Annotated in this window: 14 protein-coding genes; 6 read left to right on the top strand and 8 right to left on the bottom strand. The window is 64.8% G+C overall.

Features of this window, described 5'->3' with window-relative positions; genetic code table 11:
- Positions 1-202 precede the first annotated feature (202 nt).
- Both oadA and P3C50_RS13415 read right to left on the bottom strand, forming a co-directional pair.
- Positions 203-2,014 (bottom strand): sodium-extruding oxaloacetate decarboxylase subunit alpha, encoded by a 1,812-nt coding sequence (gene oadA, locus P3C50_RS13420; protein ID WP_197858874.1) that lies wholly within the window; start codon positions 2,012-2,014, stop codon positions 203-205.
- An 8-nt stretch (positions 2,015-2,022) separates the two neighbouring features.
- Positions 2,023-3,438, bottom strand: coding sequence for an acetyl-CoA carboxylase biotin carboxylase subunit (locus P3C50_RS13415; protein WP_197858875.1), 1,416 nt, complete (start codon positions 3,436-3,438; stop codon positions 2,023-2,025).
- A gap of 154 nt (positions 3,439-3,592) precedes the next feature.
- Between P3C50_RS13415 and P3C50_RS13410 the strand changes: the two genes are divergently transcribed.
- Positions 3,593-4,567: a LysR family transcriptional regulator gene (locus P3C50_RS13410; protein ID WP_275546382.1), complete on the top strand. Its 975-nt coding sequence runs from the start codon at positions 3,593-3,595 to the stop codon at positions 4,565-4,567.
- A gap of 70 nt (positions 4,568-4,637) precedes the next feature.
- Entirely contained in the window at positions 4,638-5,825 is a 1,188-nt protein-coding gene (locus P3C50_RS13405; RefSeq protein WP_275546381.1) for an XdhC family protein, read from the top strand.
- 328 nt (positions 5,826-6,153) lie between these two features.
- On the opposite strand, the gene P3C50_RS13400 is transcribed toward P3C50_RS13405, so the two are convergent.
- The 4 genes from P3C50_RS13400 to hexR form a co-directional block, all read right to left on the bottom strand.
- Positions 6,154-8,391, bottom strand: coding sequence for a xanthine dehydrogenase family protein molybdopterin-binding subunit (locus P3C50_RS13400; protein ID WP_275546380.1), 2,238 nt, complete (start codon positions 8,389-8,391; stop codon positions 6,154-6,156).
- 13 nt (positions 8,392-8,404) lie between these two features.
- Positions 8,405-8,863, bottom strand: a complete 459-nt coding sequence (locus P3C50_RS13395; protein WP_275546379.1) for a (2Fe-2S)-binding protein — start codon at positions 8,861-8,863, stop codon at positions 8,405-8,407.
- Positions 8,864-9,078: 215 nt separating this feature from the next.
- Positions 9,079-9,291, bottom strand: a complete 213-nt coding sequence (locus P3C50_RS13390; protein WP_197858879.1) for a PA3496 family putative envelope integrity protein — start codon at positions 9,289-9,291, stop codon at positions 9,079-9,081.
- Between the two features lie 96 nt (positions 9,292-9,387).
- Entirely contained in the window at positions 9,388-10,254 is an 867-nt protein-coding gene (hexR, locus tag P3C50_RS13385) for a transcriptional regulator HexR (RefSeq protein WP_197858880.1), read from the bottom strand.
- A gap of 290 nt (positions 10,255-10,544) precedes the next feature.
- Here hexR and zwf point away from each other — a divergent pair, with 290 nt between their 5' ends.
- Entirely contained in the window at positions 10,545-11,966 is a 1,422-nt protein-coding gene (zwf, locus tag P3C50_RS13380; RefSeq protein ID WP_275546431.1) for a glucose-6-phosphate dehydrogenase, read from the top strand.
- An 80-nt stretch (positions 11,967-12,046) separates the two neighbouring features.
- On the opposite strand, the gene P3C50_RS13375 is transcribed toward zwf, so the two are convergent.
- Complete coding sequence (locus tag P3C50_RS13375) at positions 12,047-13,288, bottom strand: MFS transporter (RefSeq protein WP_275546378.1); 1,242 nt, start codon at positions 13,286-13,288, stop codon at positions 12,047-12,049.
- 208 nt (positions 13,289-13,496) lie between these two features.
- Complete coding sequence (gene znuA / locus P3C50_RS13370) at positions 13,497-14,447, bottom strand: zinc ABC transporter substrate-binding protein ZnuA (protein ID WP_275546377.1); 951 nt, start codon at positions 14,445-14,447, stop codon at positions 13,497-13,499.
- Between the two features lie 66 nt (positions 14,448-14,513).
- On the opposite strand from znuA, the gene zur reads away from it, so the two are divergent.
- The 3 genes from zur to znuB are packed head-to-tail and all read left to right on the top strand — an operon-like array spanning position 14,514 to position 16,572.
- Positions 14,514-14,999: a zinc uptake transcriptional repressor Zur gene (gene zur, locus P3C50_RS13365; protein WP_197858884.1), complete on the top strand. Its 486-nt coding sequence runs from the start codon at positions 14,514-14,516 to the stop codon at positions 14,997-14,999.
- Positions 14,996-15,784 (top strand): zinc ABC transporter ATP-binding protein ZnuC, encoded by a 789-nt coding sequence (gene znuC, locus P3C50_RS13360; RefSeq protein ID WP_275546430.1) that lies wholly within the window; start codon positions 14,996-14,998, stop codon positions 15,782-15,784. The genes zur and znuC overlap by 4 nt, the downstream gene beginning before the upstream one ends.
- Positions 15,784-16,572: a zinc ABC transporter permease subunit ZnuB gene (gene znuB, locus P3C50_RS13355; protein ID WP_275546376.1), complete on the top strand. Its 789-nt coding sequence runs from the start codon at positions 15,784-15,786 to the stop codon at positions 16,570-16,572. Before znuC ends, znuB begins: the two co-directional genes overlap by 1 nt.
- Positions 16,573-16,664 lie beyond the last annotated feature (92 nt).

Genomic DNA, 16,664 nt, shown 5'->3' with positions numbered 1-16,664 from the left:
GCCCCGCGCAAGCGGTGCTGATCGCCCGCGCTGTGCTTGCGCACCTGGGGCATGACCAGAGAACTGCAGGAAAAAAAGGAGCCTTGCGGCTCCTGGGTCTCGAACCCTGGGCGTCCGGTCAGGGACGCCAACGAATAAAAAAGGAGCCCGGGTTATACGCCCCGTCAAACTTGCCCATCCAACAGGCCGGGCTCCATAGAGGTTAACCTTCGATTTCCACCAGCACTTCGCCCGGATTGACGCGGTCGCCCTTGGCCACGTGAACGGCCTTGACGGTACCGGCAATCGGCGCCTGCACCTCGGTTTCCATCTTCATTGCTTCGGTGATCAGTACGGCCTGACCGGCCTTGACCGTGTCACCTTCCTTGACCAGCACATCGACGATGTTGCCCGGCATGGTGGTGGACACGTCGCCCGGTGCCCCGGCCTGCTTGCGTTTGCCGCCGCTGCCAGCGACGAAATCGTTGAGCGGCTCGAACACCACCTCTTCCGGCATGCCGTCGATGGACAGGTAGAAGTGGCGCTTGCCGTCGCCCTTGACGCCGACGCCGGTGATGTCCACGCGGTAGCTTTCGCCATGCACGTCGACCACGAACTCGGTCGGCACGCCTTCACCACCGACCGGCGCCGCCTTGCCCTGGCCATTCGGCATGGGCAGCAGCTCTTCCGGTTTGAGGGTGCCGGCCGCGCGCTCTTCGAGGAACTTGCGCCCGATGTCAGGGAACATGGCGAAGGTCAGCACGTCCTCTTCGCACGATGCCAGGCTGCCGATCTCTTCACGCAGGCGCGCCAGCTCGGGTTTGAGCAGGTCGGCCGGGCGCACGTCGATCACTTCCTCGCTGCCGATGGCCTGCTTGCGCAGTTGCTCGTCGACCTTGCCCGGCGCCTTGCCGTAGCGGCCCTGCAGGTACAGCTTCACTTCGTTGGTGATGGTCTTGTAGCGCTCGCCAGCCAGCACGTTGAAGAACGCCTGGGTGCCGACGATCTGCGACGTCGGGGTCACCAGCGGCGGGAAGCCGAGGTCGGCACGCACACGCGGAATTTCTTCCAGCACTTCGTTCATGCGGTTCAGCGCACCCTGCTCCTTGAGCTGGTTGGCCAGGTTGGAAATCATCCCGCCCGGCACCTGGTTGACCTGCACGCGGGTATCCACGCCGGTGAACTCGCTCTCGAACTGGTGGTACTTCTTGCGCACAGCGTGGAAGTACATGCCGATTTCCTGGATCAGTTCCAGATCCAGGCCGGTGTCGAACTCGCTGCCCTTGAGCGCGGCGACCATCGACTCGGTGCCCGGATGGCTGGTGCCCCAGGCCAGGCTGGAGATGGCGGTGTCGATATGATCGGCACCGGCTTCGATGGCCTTGAGCTGACACATGGCGCCGAGACCGGCGGTGTCGTGGCTGTGGATAAATACCGGCAAATCGATCTCGGCCTTCAGCGCCTTGACCAATTCGAAGGTGGCATAGGGCGTAAGCAGGCCGGCCATGTCCTTGATCGCGATGGAGTCGATGCCCATCGCCTGCATGGCCTTGGCCTGGCCGACGAAGGCCTCGTTGGTGTGCACCGGGCTGGTGGTATAGGCGATGGTGCCCTGGGCGTGCTTGCCGGCAGCCTTGACCGCCTCGATGGCCACGCGCAGGTTACGCACGTCGTTCATCGCATCGAAGATGCGGAACACGTCGATGCCGTTGACCGCGGCCTTGGCCACGAAGGCGCGCACCACGTCATCGCTGTAGTGGCGGTAGCCGAGCAGGTTCTGCCCGCGCAGAAGCATCTGCAGGCGGGTGTTGGGCAGCGCGGCCTTGAGCTGGCGCAGGCGCTCCCACGGGTCTTCCTTGAGGAAGCGCACGCACGAATCGAAGGTGGCCCCACCCCAGACTTCCAGCGACCAGTAGCCGACGCGATCGAGCTTGTCGCAGATCGGCAGCATGTCCTCGGTGCGCATGCGGGTCGCCAGCAGCGACTGGTGGGCATCGCGCAGGACGGTATCGGTAACGGTGATCTTCTTGCTCATGATGTCCCCTACAGGCCCGCGTGGGCAGCGATGGCAGTGGCGATGGCGATGGCCAGGTGCGACGGGTTGCGCTTGATCGAGTACTGGGTCAGTTCCGGGTGGCTTTCGACGAAGCTGGTATTGAACTGGCCGCTACGGAATTCCGGGTTACGCAGGATTTCCTGGTAATAGGGCGCGGTGGTGCGCACGCCCTGCACGCGCATGTCGTCCAGTGCGCGCAGGCCACGATCCATCGCCTCTTCCCAGGTCAGCGCCCAGACGATCAGCTTCAAGCACATCGAGTCGTAATAGGGCGGAATGGTGTAGCCGGTGTAGATCGCCGTGTCGGTGCGCACACCGGGGCCGCCGGGGGCGTAGTAGCGGGTGATCTTGCCGAACGACGGCAGGAAGTTGTTCTTCGGGTCCTCGGCGTTGATACGGAACTGCAGGGCATAACCGCGGTGGATGATGTCTTCCTGCTTGACCGACAGCGGCAGGCCACTAGCGATGCGGATCTGCTCGCGAACGATGTCGATGCCGGTGATTTCCTCGGTGATGGTGTGCTCCACCTGCACCCGGGTGTTCATCTCCATGAAGTACACCTCGCCTTCGGCGAGCAGGAACTCCACGGTACCGGCGTTCTCGTAGCCCACGGCCTGCGCTGCACGCACGGCCAGGTCACCGATATAGGCGCGCTGCTCGGGGGTGAGCTGCGGGCTGGGGGCGATTTCGATCAGTTTTTGGTTACGCCGCTGGATCGAGCAATCTCGCTCGTACAGGTGCACGGTGTTGCCGAAGCTGTCGGCGAGGATCTGCGCCTCGATGTGCTTCGGGTTGACGATGCATTTTTCCAGGAAGACGGAGGCCGAACCGAAGGCCTTGGTCGCCTCGGAGATCACTCGCGGGTAGGCCTGCTCCAGCTCCTCGCGGCTGTTGCAGCGACGAATGCCGCGACCGCCACCACCGGAGGTCGCCTTGAGCATCACCGGGTAACCGATACGCTCGCCTTCTCGCAGGGCTTCGGCCAGGTCGGCGACGTTGCCTTCGGTGCCGGGAGTGCAGGGCACACCAGCAGCCATCATGCTGCGTCGGGCTTCGGTCTTGTCGCCCATGCGGCGGATGACTTCCGCGCTCGGACCTATGAATTTGATCCCACGTTCAGCGCAGATCTCTGCAAGTTCGGCGTTTTCAGAAAGGAAACCGTAGCCGGGGTGCAACGCATCGCAGCCGGTTTCCACCGCCAGATTGACCAGCTTGCGCGGGTTCAGATAGCCGGCCAGCGGATCTTCGCCAATGCTGTGCGCCTCGTCGGCACGCTTGACGTGCAACGCATGACGGTCGGCGTCGGAATAGATCGCCACCGAGCGGATGCCCATTTCGGCGCAGGCCCGCACGATGCGGACGGCAATCTCACCACGGTTGGCGATCAATATTTTTCTTATCACGATCCAATCCTCAGCGCAGAGCTGCAAGGGACGCTGCAACAGTTGGTTGCAAACGTGGTGAAACCCTATCCGGCTATACGAATTAACCAAAATGAATAATTATTTGATCGTGCATAAGTAATTACTTATACGTTGATCGAACGAGGACGAAAACGTGCGTAAAACCCTGCTGCGCATGACCTTGCGCCAGCTTCACTTATTCCGGGCGGTGTGCGAGCACGGCTCATACAGCCGTGCGGCCGACGAAATGGCGCTGACCCAACCGGCCGTGAGCCTGCAGATTCGTCAGTTGGAAGATCTGGTCGGCCAGCCGCTGTTCGAGTACGTCGGCAAAAAGCTCTACCTCACCGAGGCCGCCGAAGCGCTGCGCCGCGCCAGCAGCGACATTTTCGGCCGCCTGGAAAGCTTGGATATGCAGTTGTCCGACTTGCAGGGCTCGCTGCAGGGGCAGCTCAATTTGTGCGTGGAATCCAGCGCCAAATACTTCATTCCCCACCTTTTCGCCGATTTTCGCCGCCAGTATCCGGAAGTCAGCCTCAACCTTACGGTGGTCAACCACGCTCTGGCTGTGCGTCGCCTGACCCTCAGCCGCGACGACCTGATGATCATGAGTCAGGTGCCGCAGGACCTGGCGCTGGACTTCATGCCCTTTCTCAACAACCCGATCATCGCCGTGGCGCCGCCAGATCACCCGCTGTGCGAGGCGGACAGTCTCCAGTTGCAGGATCTAACCGCCTATCCGCTGCTGATTCGCGAAAGCGGCTCCGGTACCCGCCGGGCCTGCGAGGAGTACTGCCACCAGAAACGCGCGCATTTCCCGCATACGCTGGAGATCGGTTCACTGGAATCGCAGCGCGAAGCGGTGCTGGCCGGGCTTGGTATTGCCTTGCTACCGCGCCATGCGGTGCGCCTGGAGCTGCAGCACGGCCTGCTGCGCGAACTGCCAGTGGCCGAGCTACCGCTGCAAAGAAGCTGGTGCGTAGTGAATATTCGCGGCCGCAGGTTGTCCCCTGTAGCACAGGCTTTCGTCGATTACATCCGCACCGAACGTGCTCGCATCGTCAAGTTGGCCGAGCGTTTCGAGGGTAGCCACGCAGGATCGGGCAAGAATCTCGCAGAATCGGCCTAACCTTTCCCGACTGACCTGAGCGACATTGCCAACCTGGAATCACACCGCCAAACCCGTCCGGGAGAACTCTATGCTGTCGGGAATCAGCGCCCTGCTCGAGGCCATGCGCGCGCTGGAGCGCGACAATGGCCAGGCCGTGCTCGCCACCGTGGTCAAGGTCGAAGGCTCGGCCTATCGCCGCCCCGGCGCGCGCATGCTGATCCCGCTGTATGGCGGCACCGTCGGCACCATCAGCGGCGGTTGCCTGGAGTCCGAAGTGGCGAAGAAGGCCTGGTGGCTAACAGATAGCGGTGAGCCGGTGATTCGCCGCTACAGCACGGCCACCGAGGAAGACGATGACGACCAGGACGCCGCGCTGACTTTCGGCCTCGGCTGCAACGGCACCGTGCATGTGCTGCTCGAACGCCACAGCGCGGAAAAGCCGCTGGTGGTGCTCGATCTCTTACGTCAGGTGCGCGAAAGCGGTCAGGCTGGGGCAGTCGCCACGGTGATCGGCTGCTATCGCAACGCCCGCGTGCGTGTCGGTGATCGCTTGTACCTGCATCCCGCACTTAGCGACAGCGATCGCCTGCTCGATCCTGAACTCGACGCCGAGGTTCGCGCCGGCCTGCAACGAACCCTGACCGATGGCCGCTCCTTGCTGCGCAGCTACCGCGATGAGCGCGGCGAGATCGAGGTTTTCTGCGAGTATCTGGCGCCGCAGCGGCGCCTGGTGATCTTTGGCGCCGGGCATGATGCCCAGCCGCTGACGCATATGGCCAAACTGCTGGACTGGCACGTTACGGTGGTTGATGGCCGCGCCCATTTCGCCCGCGCTGAACGCTTCCCCGATGCGGATGCGGTGCTGCAGGTCGATGCCAAGCCACCCTACGATCTGCACGCCCTAACTGACGGCGCCCTGGTGGCGATCATGAGCCACAGCTACAGCCAGGATCGTCACTGGCTCGGCAGCGTGCTGCAGGGTTCGCCTGCCTATATCGGCCAATTGGGGCCGCGTGACCGCACCGAACGCCTGCTGAACGAGATCCGTCAGCATACCGAGCAGTTGCCGGCACTGGAGCGCCTGCACTACCCCATCGGCCTGGATATCGGCGGCGACACGCCGGAAAGCGTGGCCACGGCGATCCTCGCCGAGATGACCGCGGCCATCAACCAGCGCACAGGCGGCATGCTCAAGCATCGCCAGGCGGCGATCCATACGCCAACGCCGCAAGATTGCAGCGAGATCGAAAGCGCGGCCAGACTGACTGCCTCCTGAGCGAAGCCCCGAATTGCATCCGGGCTACATGTAGGGTGGGCTTCAGCCCACCACGGCTGGTCTGGTGGGCTAAACACCCTACATGCTGAACACGCCCGATACGATCCCGTAGGAGCGGCTTCAGCCGCGATCAATGGCCAAAGCTCGCCGCTAAAGCGCCTCCTACACAAGAACGACCTCCCGAGGCACGATTGATCTCCCCCTGTGGGAGGGGCTTTAGCCGCGACACCTTTGCAGCAATCTCGCCGCTAAAGCACCTCCCACAGTGCCCCCCACAAACCAAAACGCCCGGGCAACTGCCCGGGCGTCGTGTTTACCGCGCCTTCGGTCAGGCCGTGATCTGCGCCGGGAACGGCAGCTTGCGCAGGCGCACGCCAGTGGCGGCGAACAGGGCGTTGGCCAGGGCCGGCGCCAGCGGCGGCACGCCCGGCTCACCGACACCGGTGGGGTTCTGCGCAGACGGCACGATATGCACTTCAACCTTGGGCATCTCGTTCATGCGCAGCACCTGGAAGTCGTGGAAGTTCGACTGCTCGACCCGGCCTTCCTTCAAGGTGATCGCGCTGTGCCGGGCAGCCGCCAGGGCGAAGCCGATACCGCCTTCCATCTGCGCCTTGATCACATCCGGGTTGATCGCGATGCCGCAGTCCACGGCACACACCACACGGTCCAGGCGATAGCTGCCATCGGCCTTGACCGTGACCTCGGCGACCTGCGCGACGAACGAGCCGAACGATTCATGCACGGCAATACCACGCCCGCGCTTCTCACCCTCGGCGCCGGCAGCCAGCGGCTTGTCCCAGCCGGCCTGCTTGGCGGCCAGCTCCAACACACCGCGATGACGCGGCTGGCTGTCCAGCAGCGCATGGCGGAACGCGTAGGGGTCCTGCCCGGCCGCCACGGCCGCCTCGTCGATCATGGTTTCGGCGACATAACCGGTGTGGGTATGACCGACCGAACGCCACCACAGCACCGGCACCTTGATATTGCTCGGCGTGCTCAGCTCCACCTGCAGGTTGGGCACCGCGTAGGACAGGTTGGAAATACCCTCGACCGAAGTATGGTCGACACCATCCTTGATCATGAAAGGCTCCATCGAAGTGCCGGTCATGATTGACTGGCCGACGATGCGGTTGTGCCAGGCCTGCAACTTGCCGGCCTCGTCCAGACCAATGCGTGCACGGTGCACGTACATCGGCCGGAAGAACCCGCCACGGGTGTCGTCCTCACGGGTCCAGACCATCTTCACCGGCGCATCGACGCCCTTGTCGCGCGCGGCCCTGGTGAACGCCACCGCTTCCAGCAGGTAATCCGACTGCGAACTGGCGCGACGACCGAAACTGCCGCCCGCGTACAGCTGGGTCAGCGAAACCTGTTCGGGCTTGAAGCCCAGGTAGTTGCTGATGATGGCCTGGTCGACAGTCTGGAATTGCTCGCCATTCCAGATCTCGCAGCGCTCGTCGGAGAGTTTCACCAGGCAATTCATCGGCTCCATCGCCGCATGAGCCAGGTAAGGGAATTCGTAGTCGGCCTCGACCACTTTGGCGGCCTTGGCCAGCGCCGCATCGGCGTCGCCCTTGCTCGTCGCCGGTAAACCGGGCTTGCCCGCGCTGTCGCGGTATTGCGCGAGAATCTCCTCGCTGCCGAGGGTGAAGGCCTGGCTCTCGTCCCAGTCGATCACCAGCGCATCACGACCCTGACGCGCCGCCCAAGTGTTCTTCGCCAGCACGGCGACCCCCGAACGGCCGTGGGGCAGGTCGCGAAACTCCACCACTTCGACCACATCACGCACGGCCTTGGCCTTGCTGCTATCGACCGAGCGTGGCACGCCGCCGAAACGCGGCGGATAGGCGACCATGGCCACCAGCATGCCGGGCAGCTTGAAGTCCTGGGTGAAGATGGCGCTGCCATCGGTCTTGCCCGGACTGTCCTTGCGGCGCAGTTCGCGCTTGCCGATCAGCTTGAAGTCCTTGGGGTTCTTGAGCTGCACCTGCTCGGGCACCGGCAGTTGCGCGGCGGCCTCGACCAGTTCGCCAAAGCCGGCGCTGCGCCCGGAACCGCCGTGACTGACCACGCCCTTGTCGACGCTGATTTCACTCGCAGGCACGCCCCAGCGCTGCGCGGCCGCAGCCACCAGCATGGCCTTGGCGGTCGCACCGGCGTTGCGCATCTGCTCCCAGGAGTTGGCCATGGCGGTGCTGCCGCCAGTACCCTGCATCGGGCCAAAGGCAAGGTTGTTGTAGCGCTTCACATCGGCCGGCGCGCCTTCGACGCGCACCTTGTCCCAGTCCGCGTCCAGTTCTTCGGCCAACAGCGTGGCCAGGCCGGTGTAGCTGCCCTGGCCCATTTCCAGGTGTTTGGCCAGCACGGTCACCGTGCCATCGAGGTCGATGCGCACGAAGGCGTTCGGCTCCAGCGGGCCACTTGCGGCCAGTGCATCCATGCCGCGCAACAGCGGCGCGAAGAAGATGCCCAGCGCCAGGCCGCCGGCGCCCTTGAGCAGGCTGCGACGGCTGACATTGAGAATGCCGCGCGTGGCGCTATCGGGGGTTTCGATCTTGCCCATGATTCGACGCTCCTCAGGCCAGCTGACCAGCCGCTTGGTGGATGGCGGCGCGAATCCGCACATAGGTGGCGCAGCGGCAGATGTTGCCGCTCATGGCCGCATCGATGTCGGCGTCACTCGGCGCCTTGTTGCTGCTCAGCAGCGCCGTGGCGGCCATGATCTGCCCGGACTGGCAGTAGCCGCACTGCACCACGTCCAGCTCGCGCCAGGCCTGTTGCACCACCTTGCCCACGGCGTCTTCGCCGACCGCCTCGATGGTGCTGATGCGTTTGCCGGCCACCGCCGATACCGGCGTGACGCAGGAGCGGGTCGGCTGGCCATCGACATTCACCGTGCAGGCGCCGCACAGGGCCATGCCACAGCCGTACTTGGTGCCAGTGAGATTGGCGACGTCGCGCAAGGCCCAGAGCAGCGGCATATCGCCTGCCACGTCCAGTTCATGCTCCTGGCCGTTGAGATTCAGGGTAATCATGGTCTGCCCACCTTTCTGATGGTGTCTAAGTCATTTCGCCAGGCCGCGCTGGCGATCCCGGTCAGGCCCGCACGCAAGGGGCCGGAGCGTCACTTTAGTGGGCGCAAAAGCGGCTGTCGCCGCCTGCAGATGAGATAGGCAGAACCGGGCAACAAGTTCGTAGAATCGGGCAAGCTCATTGCCCTGCCCGCAGGCAGGCAGGGCGACGAGAGGAGTCAGGCGGCGCGGCGCGAGGTGCGTTCGCTGCGCTGCGCGTAGCTGGCGGGCACCAGCTCGGGGAAGTCGGCAAGCTCGCGTTGCAGCTGGCACTGCTCGGCATAATTTTCGATGGCCCGGCGATAGGCCATGCGGCGCTGGTCTTGCAGTTTGCGCCGGGTCTTGGCGTCGGGTTGGTCGTGCAGTTGCGCGTCATCGAAGATACGAGGCATCTCGGTTCTCCCGGAACGAGGACTGGAGGCCTCAGCTTGCTCCGGGCAGATGACGCTTTTGCGGCGGGCAGATGAACAGGCGGTGAAACCGCGCGCTCAGTCCTCGCTGCTGCGCAGGGACTTTGGCGACAGGCGCAGGCTGCGCAGACTGCGCTTGACGCTCTTGAGGTGGTTGACCAGGCTCGGGCCCCGCGCCATGGCCACGCCCATGGCGAGTACGTCGATCACCACCAGGTGGGCGATGCGCGAGGTCAGCGGGGTGTAGATCTCGGTGTCTTCCTGCACGTCGATGGCCAGGTTCACGGTCGACAGCTCCGCCAGCGGAGTCTGGCTCGGGCACAGGGTGATCAGGCTGGCGCCGGATTCACGCACCAGATTGGCGGTGATCAGCAGGTCCTTGGAACGCCCGGACTGGGAAATGCACACTGCCACATCGCCCGGCTGCAGGGTCACCGCACTCATCGCCTGCATGTGCGGGTCGGAATAGGCCGCGGCGTTGAGCAACAGGCGGAAGAATTTGTGCTGGGCATCGGCCGCCACGGCGCCGGAGGCACCGAAGCCGTAGAACTCCACGCGCTGCGCATTGGAGCAAGCGGCGATGGCGCGCTGCAGGGCCTCGGGGTCGAGCTTCTCGCGCACCTCCATCAGCGTATGCAGGGTGGTGTCGAAGATCTTCAGGCTGAAGTCGGCGACCGAGTCATCCTCGTGAATCGCGAACTGACCGAAGCTGGCACCGGCGGCCAGGCTCTGCGCCAGTTTCAGCTTGAGGTCCTGGAAACCACTGCAACCGATGGCGCGGCAGAAACGCACGATGGTCGGCTCGCTGATGCCGACACTGTGCGCCAGCTCGGCCATGGAGCTATGCATCACCGATGCAGGATCGAGCAAGACGTGATCGGCCACCTTGAGCTCGGACTTGCGCAGCAGGTGGCGCGACTGGGCGATGTGTTGCAACAGATTCACGGAGATAGGCTCTATGCAGAAAAGGGTCTACCGCGGCGCTCGGCGAGTCTCGGCTCGGTTATGATCGGCGGTCGGCGGTTGTAGTGACCTTGTAGTTATACTACATAGCTCGCGCTCGCGCACAGCCAAGCGGCTGCCGAACAGCTGAACGAATGTTTCAAACATCGGGCACGCCGCAAAAACACAGGCATTCTTGGGGCGTTTTTCACCGCCTCCTTCCTGCAAACGCAGGTAGTTTGCAACGGTCCGCTAAACGAGTCGGAGTGTTTCCCTTGAGTATTCCCTGCGACATGCTGGTCTTCGGTGGCACGGGCGATCTGGCCCTGCACAAGCTGCTGCCGGCGCTCTATCACCTGCACCGCGAAGGGCGCCTACACGCCGATGTGCGCATCCTCGCCCTGGCTCGCAGCAGCCACACCCGCGAGGCCTACCAGGCCCTTGCCGAGCGCCACTGCCGCGCCCAGGTCGCCCGTGCCGATTTCACCAACGAGGCCTGGGCCAGCTTCGCCGCACGCCTCGACTACTTCGCCATGGACGCCGCGCAGAGCGCCGATTTCGGCCGCCTGGCCAAGCGCCTGGGGCGTGATGAACAGCGTGTGCGGGTCTACTACCTGGCCACCGCACCGAGCCTGTTCGAAGACATCGCCGCGCACCTGGCCAACACCGGCCTGGCCGGGCCGGCGGCACGCATCGTGCTGGAAAAACCCATCGGCCACTCGCTGGAGTCGGCCCGCGCGATCAACGCTGCCATCGGCGCCGTGTTCGATGAGGCGCGGGTGTTTCGTATCGATCACTACCTGGGCAAGGAAACTGTGCAGAACCTCATGGCGCTGCGCTTCGCCAATGCCCTGTTCGAACCGGTATGGCGCGCCGGTCACATCGACCACGTGCAGATCAGCGTCTGCGAAACCCTCGGCGTGGAAAACCGCGGCGGCTACTACGACAAGGCCGGCGCCATGCGCGACATGATCCAGAACCACCTGCTGCAACTGCTCTGCCTGGTGGCCATGGAGGCGCCGGTACGATTCGACGCCGAGGCAGTACGCAACGAGAAGGTGAAGATCCTCGAAGCGCTGAAACCCATCTCCGGCCTCGACGTGCAGGACAAGACCGTGCGCGGCCAGTACACCGCCGGCAAGATCGGCGGCCACGATGTCCCCGCCTACTACTTCGAGAAGAACGTCGACAACGACAGCGACACCGAAACCTTCGTCGCCGTGCAGGTGGAAATCGACAACTGGCGCTGGGCTGGCGTGCCGTTCTACCTACGCACTGGCAAGCGTCTGGCGAAGAAAACCTCGGAAATTCTCATCCAGTTCAAACCGGTGCCGCACCGCCTGTTCAATGGCGGCGAAGCCAACCAGCTGCTGATCCGCCTGCAGCCGGAAGAGCGCATCAGCCTGCAACTGATGGCCAAGAATCCCGGCAAGGGCATGCGCCTGAAGCCGGTGGAGTTGGATCTCAACCTGGCCAACGCCTTCAACCAGCAGCGCCGCTGGGACGCCTACGAGCGCCTGCTGCTCGACGTGATCGACGGCGACTCGACGTTGTTCATGCGCCGCGATGAAGTCGAGGCCGCCTGGCAATGGGTCGACCCGATCCTGCAGGGCTGGCACCAGCATTATCAAAGCCCGCGACCCTACCCGGCCGGCAGCGATGGGCCGGAGCAACTGCAGCACCTGCTGGAGCGGCACGGGAGGCACTGGGCATAGACGTGCAGCCGGAAGCGATCCGGGAATGACCGGCACCTTCCCCGGATTGCATCCGGGCTACTGGCTCGCGCCAACGTCGCTCAGGCTACTGATCGGCGCGCGTGCGCGAACACCACAAGCAACACCAGCATTCCCAGCCCTCCAGCAGCCAGGAACAAACCCTCGTACCCCAACGCCTTGGCCAGCACTCCACTGCTGGCGCCGACGAAGCCGGACAACAGCAGTTGCGCCGACGCCTGTAGAGTGAAGTCGGCGCCTTCGTGTTCGGCGCGGCACATGCGCATCATCGCGGCGAACAGGGCAACGGTGGACATGCCATCGGCTATCTGCTCGAACAGGGTCACGACGTAGACCAACCCAGTGTTGGCGCCCTGCCCCACCAGCAACGCCAGGGCGGCGATGCCGATGGCCTGCAGCGCGCCGAACAGCATCAGCGACCGCAGCACGCCGATGCGCGCGTAGAGCAGGCCGCCGAGCACAGCGCCAGCGATGCCGGCCAGGCTGCTGATCAGGGTTAGCTGGCCAAGCGCGCCCGTGCTCCAGCCCTGATCCACCAGCATCGGTTTGATCATCGGCGAGCCCAGCGAGTCGCCGAGCTTGAAGGTCAGCACCACCGCCAGCCACAGCAGCATGCCCGGCTGCGCCAGCAGGCCGCGGTAGTGATCGAGCAACAGTCGCGGGCCAAGGGCACGCTCCGCCAGAGCAGGCTGAAAGGGCAGGACACGGCGCTCGGGGAACAACCAGATCGGCACGGTCATCAGCAGGATCAGGCCGGCCACCAGCCCCACCGCCAGGTTCCAGCCCAGCGGGTCGATCACCAGCAGCAGTCCGCTGCCGCTGACGATCATGCCGACCTTGTAGCCACCGACCTGCAGGCTGTTGCCCAGGCCGCGCCAGCGTTCGGGCAACAGGCGTACGGTTAGGCCATCGGTGGCCACGTCCTGGGTCGAGGCCAGCAGGTTGATCAACAACAGCAGGCCGAGCAAAAGCCACAGGCTGGAGCCAAACAGCGTCTGCGGAGCTAGCAGCGCCAGTGCGGCGACACAGACGATGACGCCCGTCTGCAGCGGCAGGATCCAGCCACGATGGTGGCCCAGTCGAGGCGAGGCCAGGCGGTCGATCCAGGGCGCCCAGCACACCTTAAGCAGCCAGGGTAGCGCCAGCAGTTTGAGCAGACCGATCAGTGCCAGGTCGACGCCATGCTGACGCAGCAGCACCGGCAACGAGTGGGCGATCAATCCGGACGGCAGGCCTTGCGCGCAATAGAGCGAAGCCAGCAGCACCAGCGTGGCGTTGGACGGACGAGGTGCGGTTGGCGACATGGCGGGCGCTCGCGGCAAAAGCGCAAGCCTAGTGGTTTGCGCCAGCCAGCGGCAATGCGACGCTGGTTACAGTTCGTAGCTCGGTTCGTCGCGGCTGAAGCCCCTCCCACAACAGCCGACCCGTAGCCCGGATGCAATCCGGGGCACTTCAATCGCGAATGAATTCGCTCCTACACAGGGTCTGCCGCTGGATTCTCCAATGCGACCCTTACAGGCTATTCAGGCACTCGCTGAGGCCGTTTGCCAGGTTATCCAGCAGCTGCTCGTAACCGCTGGCGTCGACCGGCAGGGTGCCGCCCAGCGCATCCAGCTCCGCCAGCTTGACCGGCAGGCCCGCGGTGAGGGTTTCCGCCAGGCGCGGGCGCAGCGGCGGTTCGCTGAAGACGCAACTCGGGCCGGTCTGCTGCAGGCGCTCGCGCATGGCAGCGACATGCCGCGCACCGGGCTGGACTTCGGTCAGCACGCTGAACACGCCGGCGTGCTTGAGGCCATAGGCAGCCTCGAAATAGTCGAAGGCCTCGTGGAAAACGAAGTAGGGCTTGCCTTGAAGTTCGGCCAGTTGCGGGCGGATACGGCCATCGAGCGCGTCCAGGCGCGCTTCGAAGGCTTGCAGATTGGCGGCGTAACGCCCGGCGTTGGCAGCATCCAGCTTGGCCAGGTCCGCGGCCATGCGCGCGGCGATCACCTTGGCGTTGTCCGCGGCCAGCCACAAATGGGCATCCAGGCTGCCCGGGCGATGGTCGTGATCGTGCCCCAGGTCGTCACCGGCATGGGCGTGCTCATGATCATGATCGTCGTGTTGGTGGTCGTGGTCATGCTCGCCATGGCTGTCGCCAAAGTGACGCAGGGTCATGCCGGGCAGATCCTGCACGGCCACCTGCGGTTTGTTGCGGCTGCTCAGGACGCGGGGCAGGAAGGCTTCCATGTCCGGGCCGATCCAGTACAGCAAGTCGGCCTCGCGCACTCGCCGTACGTCGGAAGGACGCAGCGCATAGTGGTGCGGCGAGGCGCCCGGCGGCAGCAGCACTTCGGGCTCGCCAACACCGTCCTGTACCGCCGCGGCGATCAGTTGCAGCGGTTTGATACTGGTCAGAACACGCACCTCGGCCTGGGCGCTGGCGACGAAAAGAAGGGTAAAGAGACAGAAAAGACGCAACACGGGGAATACTCGGATGGAATTGAATGGGTAATATAATAACGTCTCTTACCAGCGCCGTCCTTGCCCATGACCGACACGCCTCTGGCTTCACGCCCACACGACCATTCCCGCTGCGTCAGCCATGCGCTGGCTGAAGCCGAAGCCATCTGCGCTCGCCAGGGCCTGCGCCTGACCGCCCTGCGCAAACGCGTGCTGGAGTTGGTCTGGGCCAGCCACAAACCGCTCGGCGCCTACGACATTCTCGGCGTGCTGAGTGATGAAGATGGCCGCCGCGCCGCGCCGCCCACTGTCTACCGCGCGCTGGACTTCCTCCTGGAAAACGGCCTGGTGCACCGCATCGCGTCACTCAACGCCTTCGTCGGCTGCAGCCATCCGGAGCACGCGCATCAGGGCCAGTTCCTGATCTGCCGGGCCTGCCATGCGGCGACCGAACTGGAGCAGCCCGCCATCAGCCAGGCCATCGTCGACGGCGCAGCCGGCGTCGGTTTCGCCGTGGAAAGCCAGACCGTGGAAGTCGTCGGCCTATGCGCAGGCTGCAAGGGCGCGGCATGAGCGAAGCGCTGATCCGCCTCGACGGCGTCGCTGTCAGCTTCAACGGCCAGCCAGTGCTGGACGACGTGCAGCTCAGCGTACAACCCGGCGAGATCGTCACCCTGATCGGCCCCAACGGCGCCGGCAAGACCACCCTGGTACGGGTGGTGCTCGGCCTGCTGCAGCCTGAGCGTGGCAGCGTGCGCCGTACACCGCGTCTGCGCATCGGCTACATGCCGCAGAAACTTCATGTCGACGCCACCCTACCGCTGTCGGTGCTGCGCTTCTTGCGCCTGGTGCCAGGCGTGGATCGCAAACGCGCGCTGTCGGCACTGGCTGAAGTCGGTGCCGAGCAGGTGATCGACAGCCCGCTACAGAGCATTTCCGGCGGCGAGATGCAGCGCGTGCTGCTGGCCCGCGCCCTGCTGCGCGAGCCGCAACTGCTGGTGCTCGACGAGCCGGTGCAGGGCGTCGACGTCGCCGGCCAGGCCGAGTTGTACCGGCTGATCTCGCGGCTGCGCGAGCGTCACGGCTGCGGCGTGCTGATGGTCTCGCACGACCTGCACCTGGTGATGAGCGCCACCGATCAGGTGGTCTGCCTTAACCGCCACGTATGCTGCTCCGGCCACCCGGAACAGGTCAGCTTCGATCCCGCCTTCATCGAGCTGTTCGGCCAGGACGCCAAGAGCCTGGCCGTCTATCACCACCACCACGACCATGCTCACGACCTGCATGGCGGCGTGGTCAAGCCCGGCCTGACCATTCACGGCCCGGCTCACGTTCACGGCCCGGACTGCAAACACTGATGCCCGATTTCCTTCTCAACGCCCTGCTCGCCGGCCTGGCGCTGGCCCTGGTGGCCGGCCCGCTCGGCTCCTTCGTGGTGTGGCGACGCATGGCCTATTTCGGCGACACGCTGTCCCACGCCGCCCTGCTCGGCGTGGCGCTGGGCCTGCTGCTCGACGTCAGCCCGACCCTCACCGTGACCGTCGGCTGCGTGCTGCTCGCCGTGCTGCTGGTGACCCTGCAACAGCGCCAGCCGCTGGCCTCCGACACCCTGCTGGGCATCCTCGCCCACAGCACCCTGTCGCTGGGCCTTGTGGCGCTGAGCTTCATGCATGACGTGCGCATCGACCTGATGAGCTACCTGTTCGGCGACCTGCTCGCCGTCAGCCCCAACGATCTGGCCTGGATCATCGGCGGTAGCACGCTGGTGCTGGCGCTGCTGGCCTGGCTGTGGCGACCGCTGCTGGCGATCACCGTGCACGAGGAGCTGGCGCGGGTCGAAGGCCTGCCGGTGGCGGCGATTCGCCTGGCGCTGATGCTGCTGATCGCCGTGGTGATCGCCGTGGCGATGAAGATCGTCGGCGTGCTGCTGATCACCTCTCTGCTGATCATCCCCGCGGCTGCCGCCCAGCGTCACGCGCGCACGCCGGAGCAGATGGCCGTGGGCGCCAGCCTGCTCGGGCTGCTGGCGGTGTGCTGCGGCCTGGCGCTGTCCTGGTACCAGGACACACCGGCCGGGCCTTCCATCGTGGTCAGCGCCGCGGCGCTGTTCCTGGCCAGCTTCGCACTGCCCAGGCGCAGCGCCTGATGGCGCGCTCTGCGTAGCCCGGATGCAATCCGGGAATGCTCCAGCACGTTTTCCCCGGATTGCATCCGGGCTACGGCGCGACCGATCAAGGT

Source organism: Pseudomonas sp. Marseille-Q0931 (assembly GCF_940789645.1).
GTDB lineage: Bacteria > Pseudomonadota > Gammaproteobacteria > Pseudomonadales > Pseudomonadaceae > Aquipseudomonas.
Note: the sequence above shows the minus strand (reverse complement) of the source record. Positions and strands in the feature narration are given on the sequence as shown.

Bases quoted from the DNA above. Each gene is read 5' to 3' on its own strand.
- znuB (WP_275546376.1), top strand. From the start codon at position 15,784: ATGCCCGATTTCCTTCTCAACGCCCTGCTCGCCGGCCTGGCGCTGGCC.
- P3C50_RS13375 (WP_275546378.1), bottom strand. From the start codon at position 13,288: ATGTCGCCAACCGCACCTCGTCCGTCCAACGCCACGCTGGTGCTGCTG.
- oadA (WP_197858874.1), bottom strand. From the start codon at position 2,014: ATGAGCAAGAAGATCACCGTTACCGATACCGTCCTGCGCGATGCCCAC.
- zur (WP_197858884.1), top strand. From the start codon at position 14,514: ATGACCGACACGCCTCTGGCTTCACGCCCACACGACCATTCCCGCTGC.
- P3C50_RS13390 (WP_197858879.1), bottom strand. From the start codon at position 9,291: ATGCCTCGTATCTTCGATGACGCGCAACTGCACGACCAACCCGACGCC.
- P3C50_RS13405 (WP_275546381.1), top strand. From the start codon at position 4,638: ATGCTGTCGGGAATCAGCGCCCTGCTCGAGGCCATGCGCGCGCTGGAG.
- P3C50_RS13400 (WP_275546380.1), bottom strand. From the start codon at position 8,391: ATGGGCAAGATCGAAACCCCCGATAGCGCCACGCGCGGCATTCTCAAT.
- znuC (WP_275546430.1), top strand. From the start codon at position 14,996: ATGAGCGAAGCGCTGATCCGCCTCGACGGCGTCGCTGTCAGCTTCAAC.
- P3C50_RS13395 (WP_275546379.1), bottom strand. From the start codon at position 8,863: ATGATTACCCTGAATCTCAACGGCCAGGAGCATGAACTGGACGTGGCA.
- zwf (WP_275546431.1), top strand. From the start codon at position 10,545: ATGCTGGTCTTCGGTGGCACGGGCGATCTGGCCCTGCACAAGCTGCTG.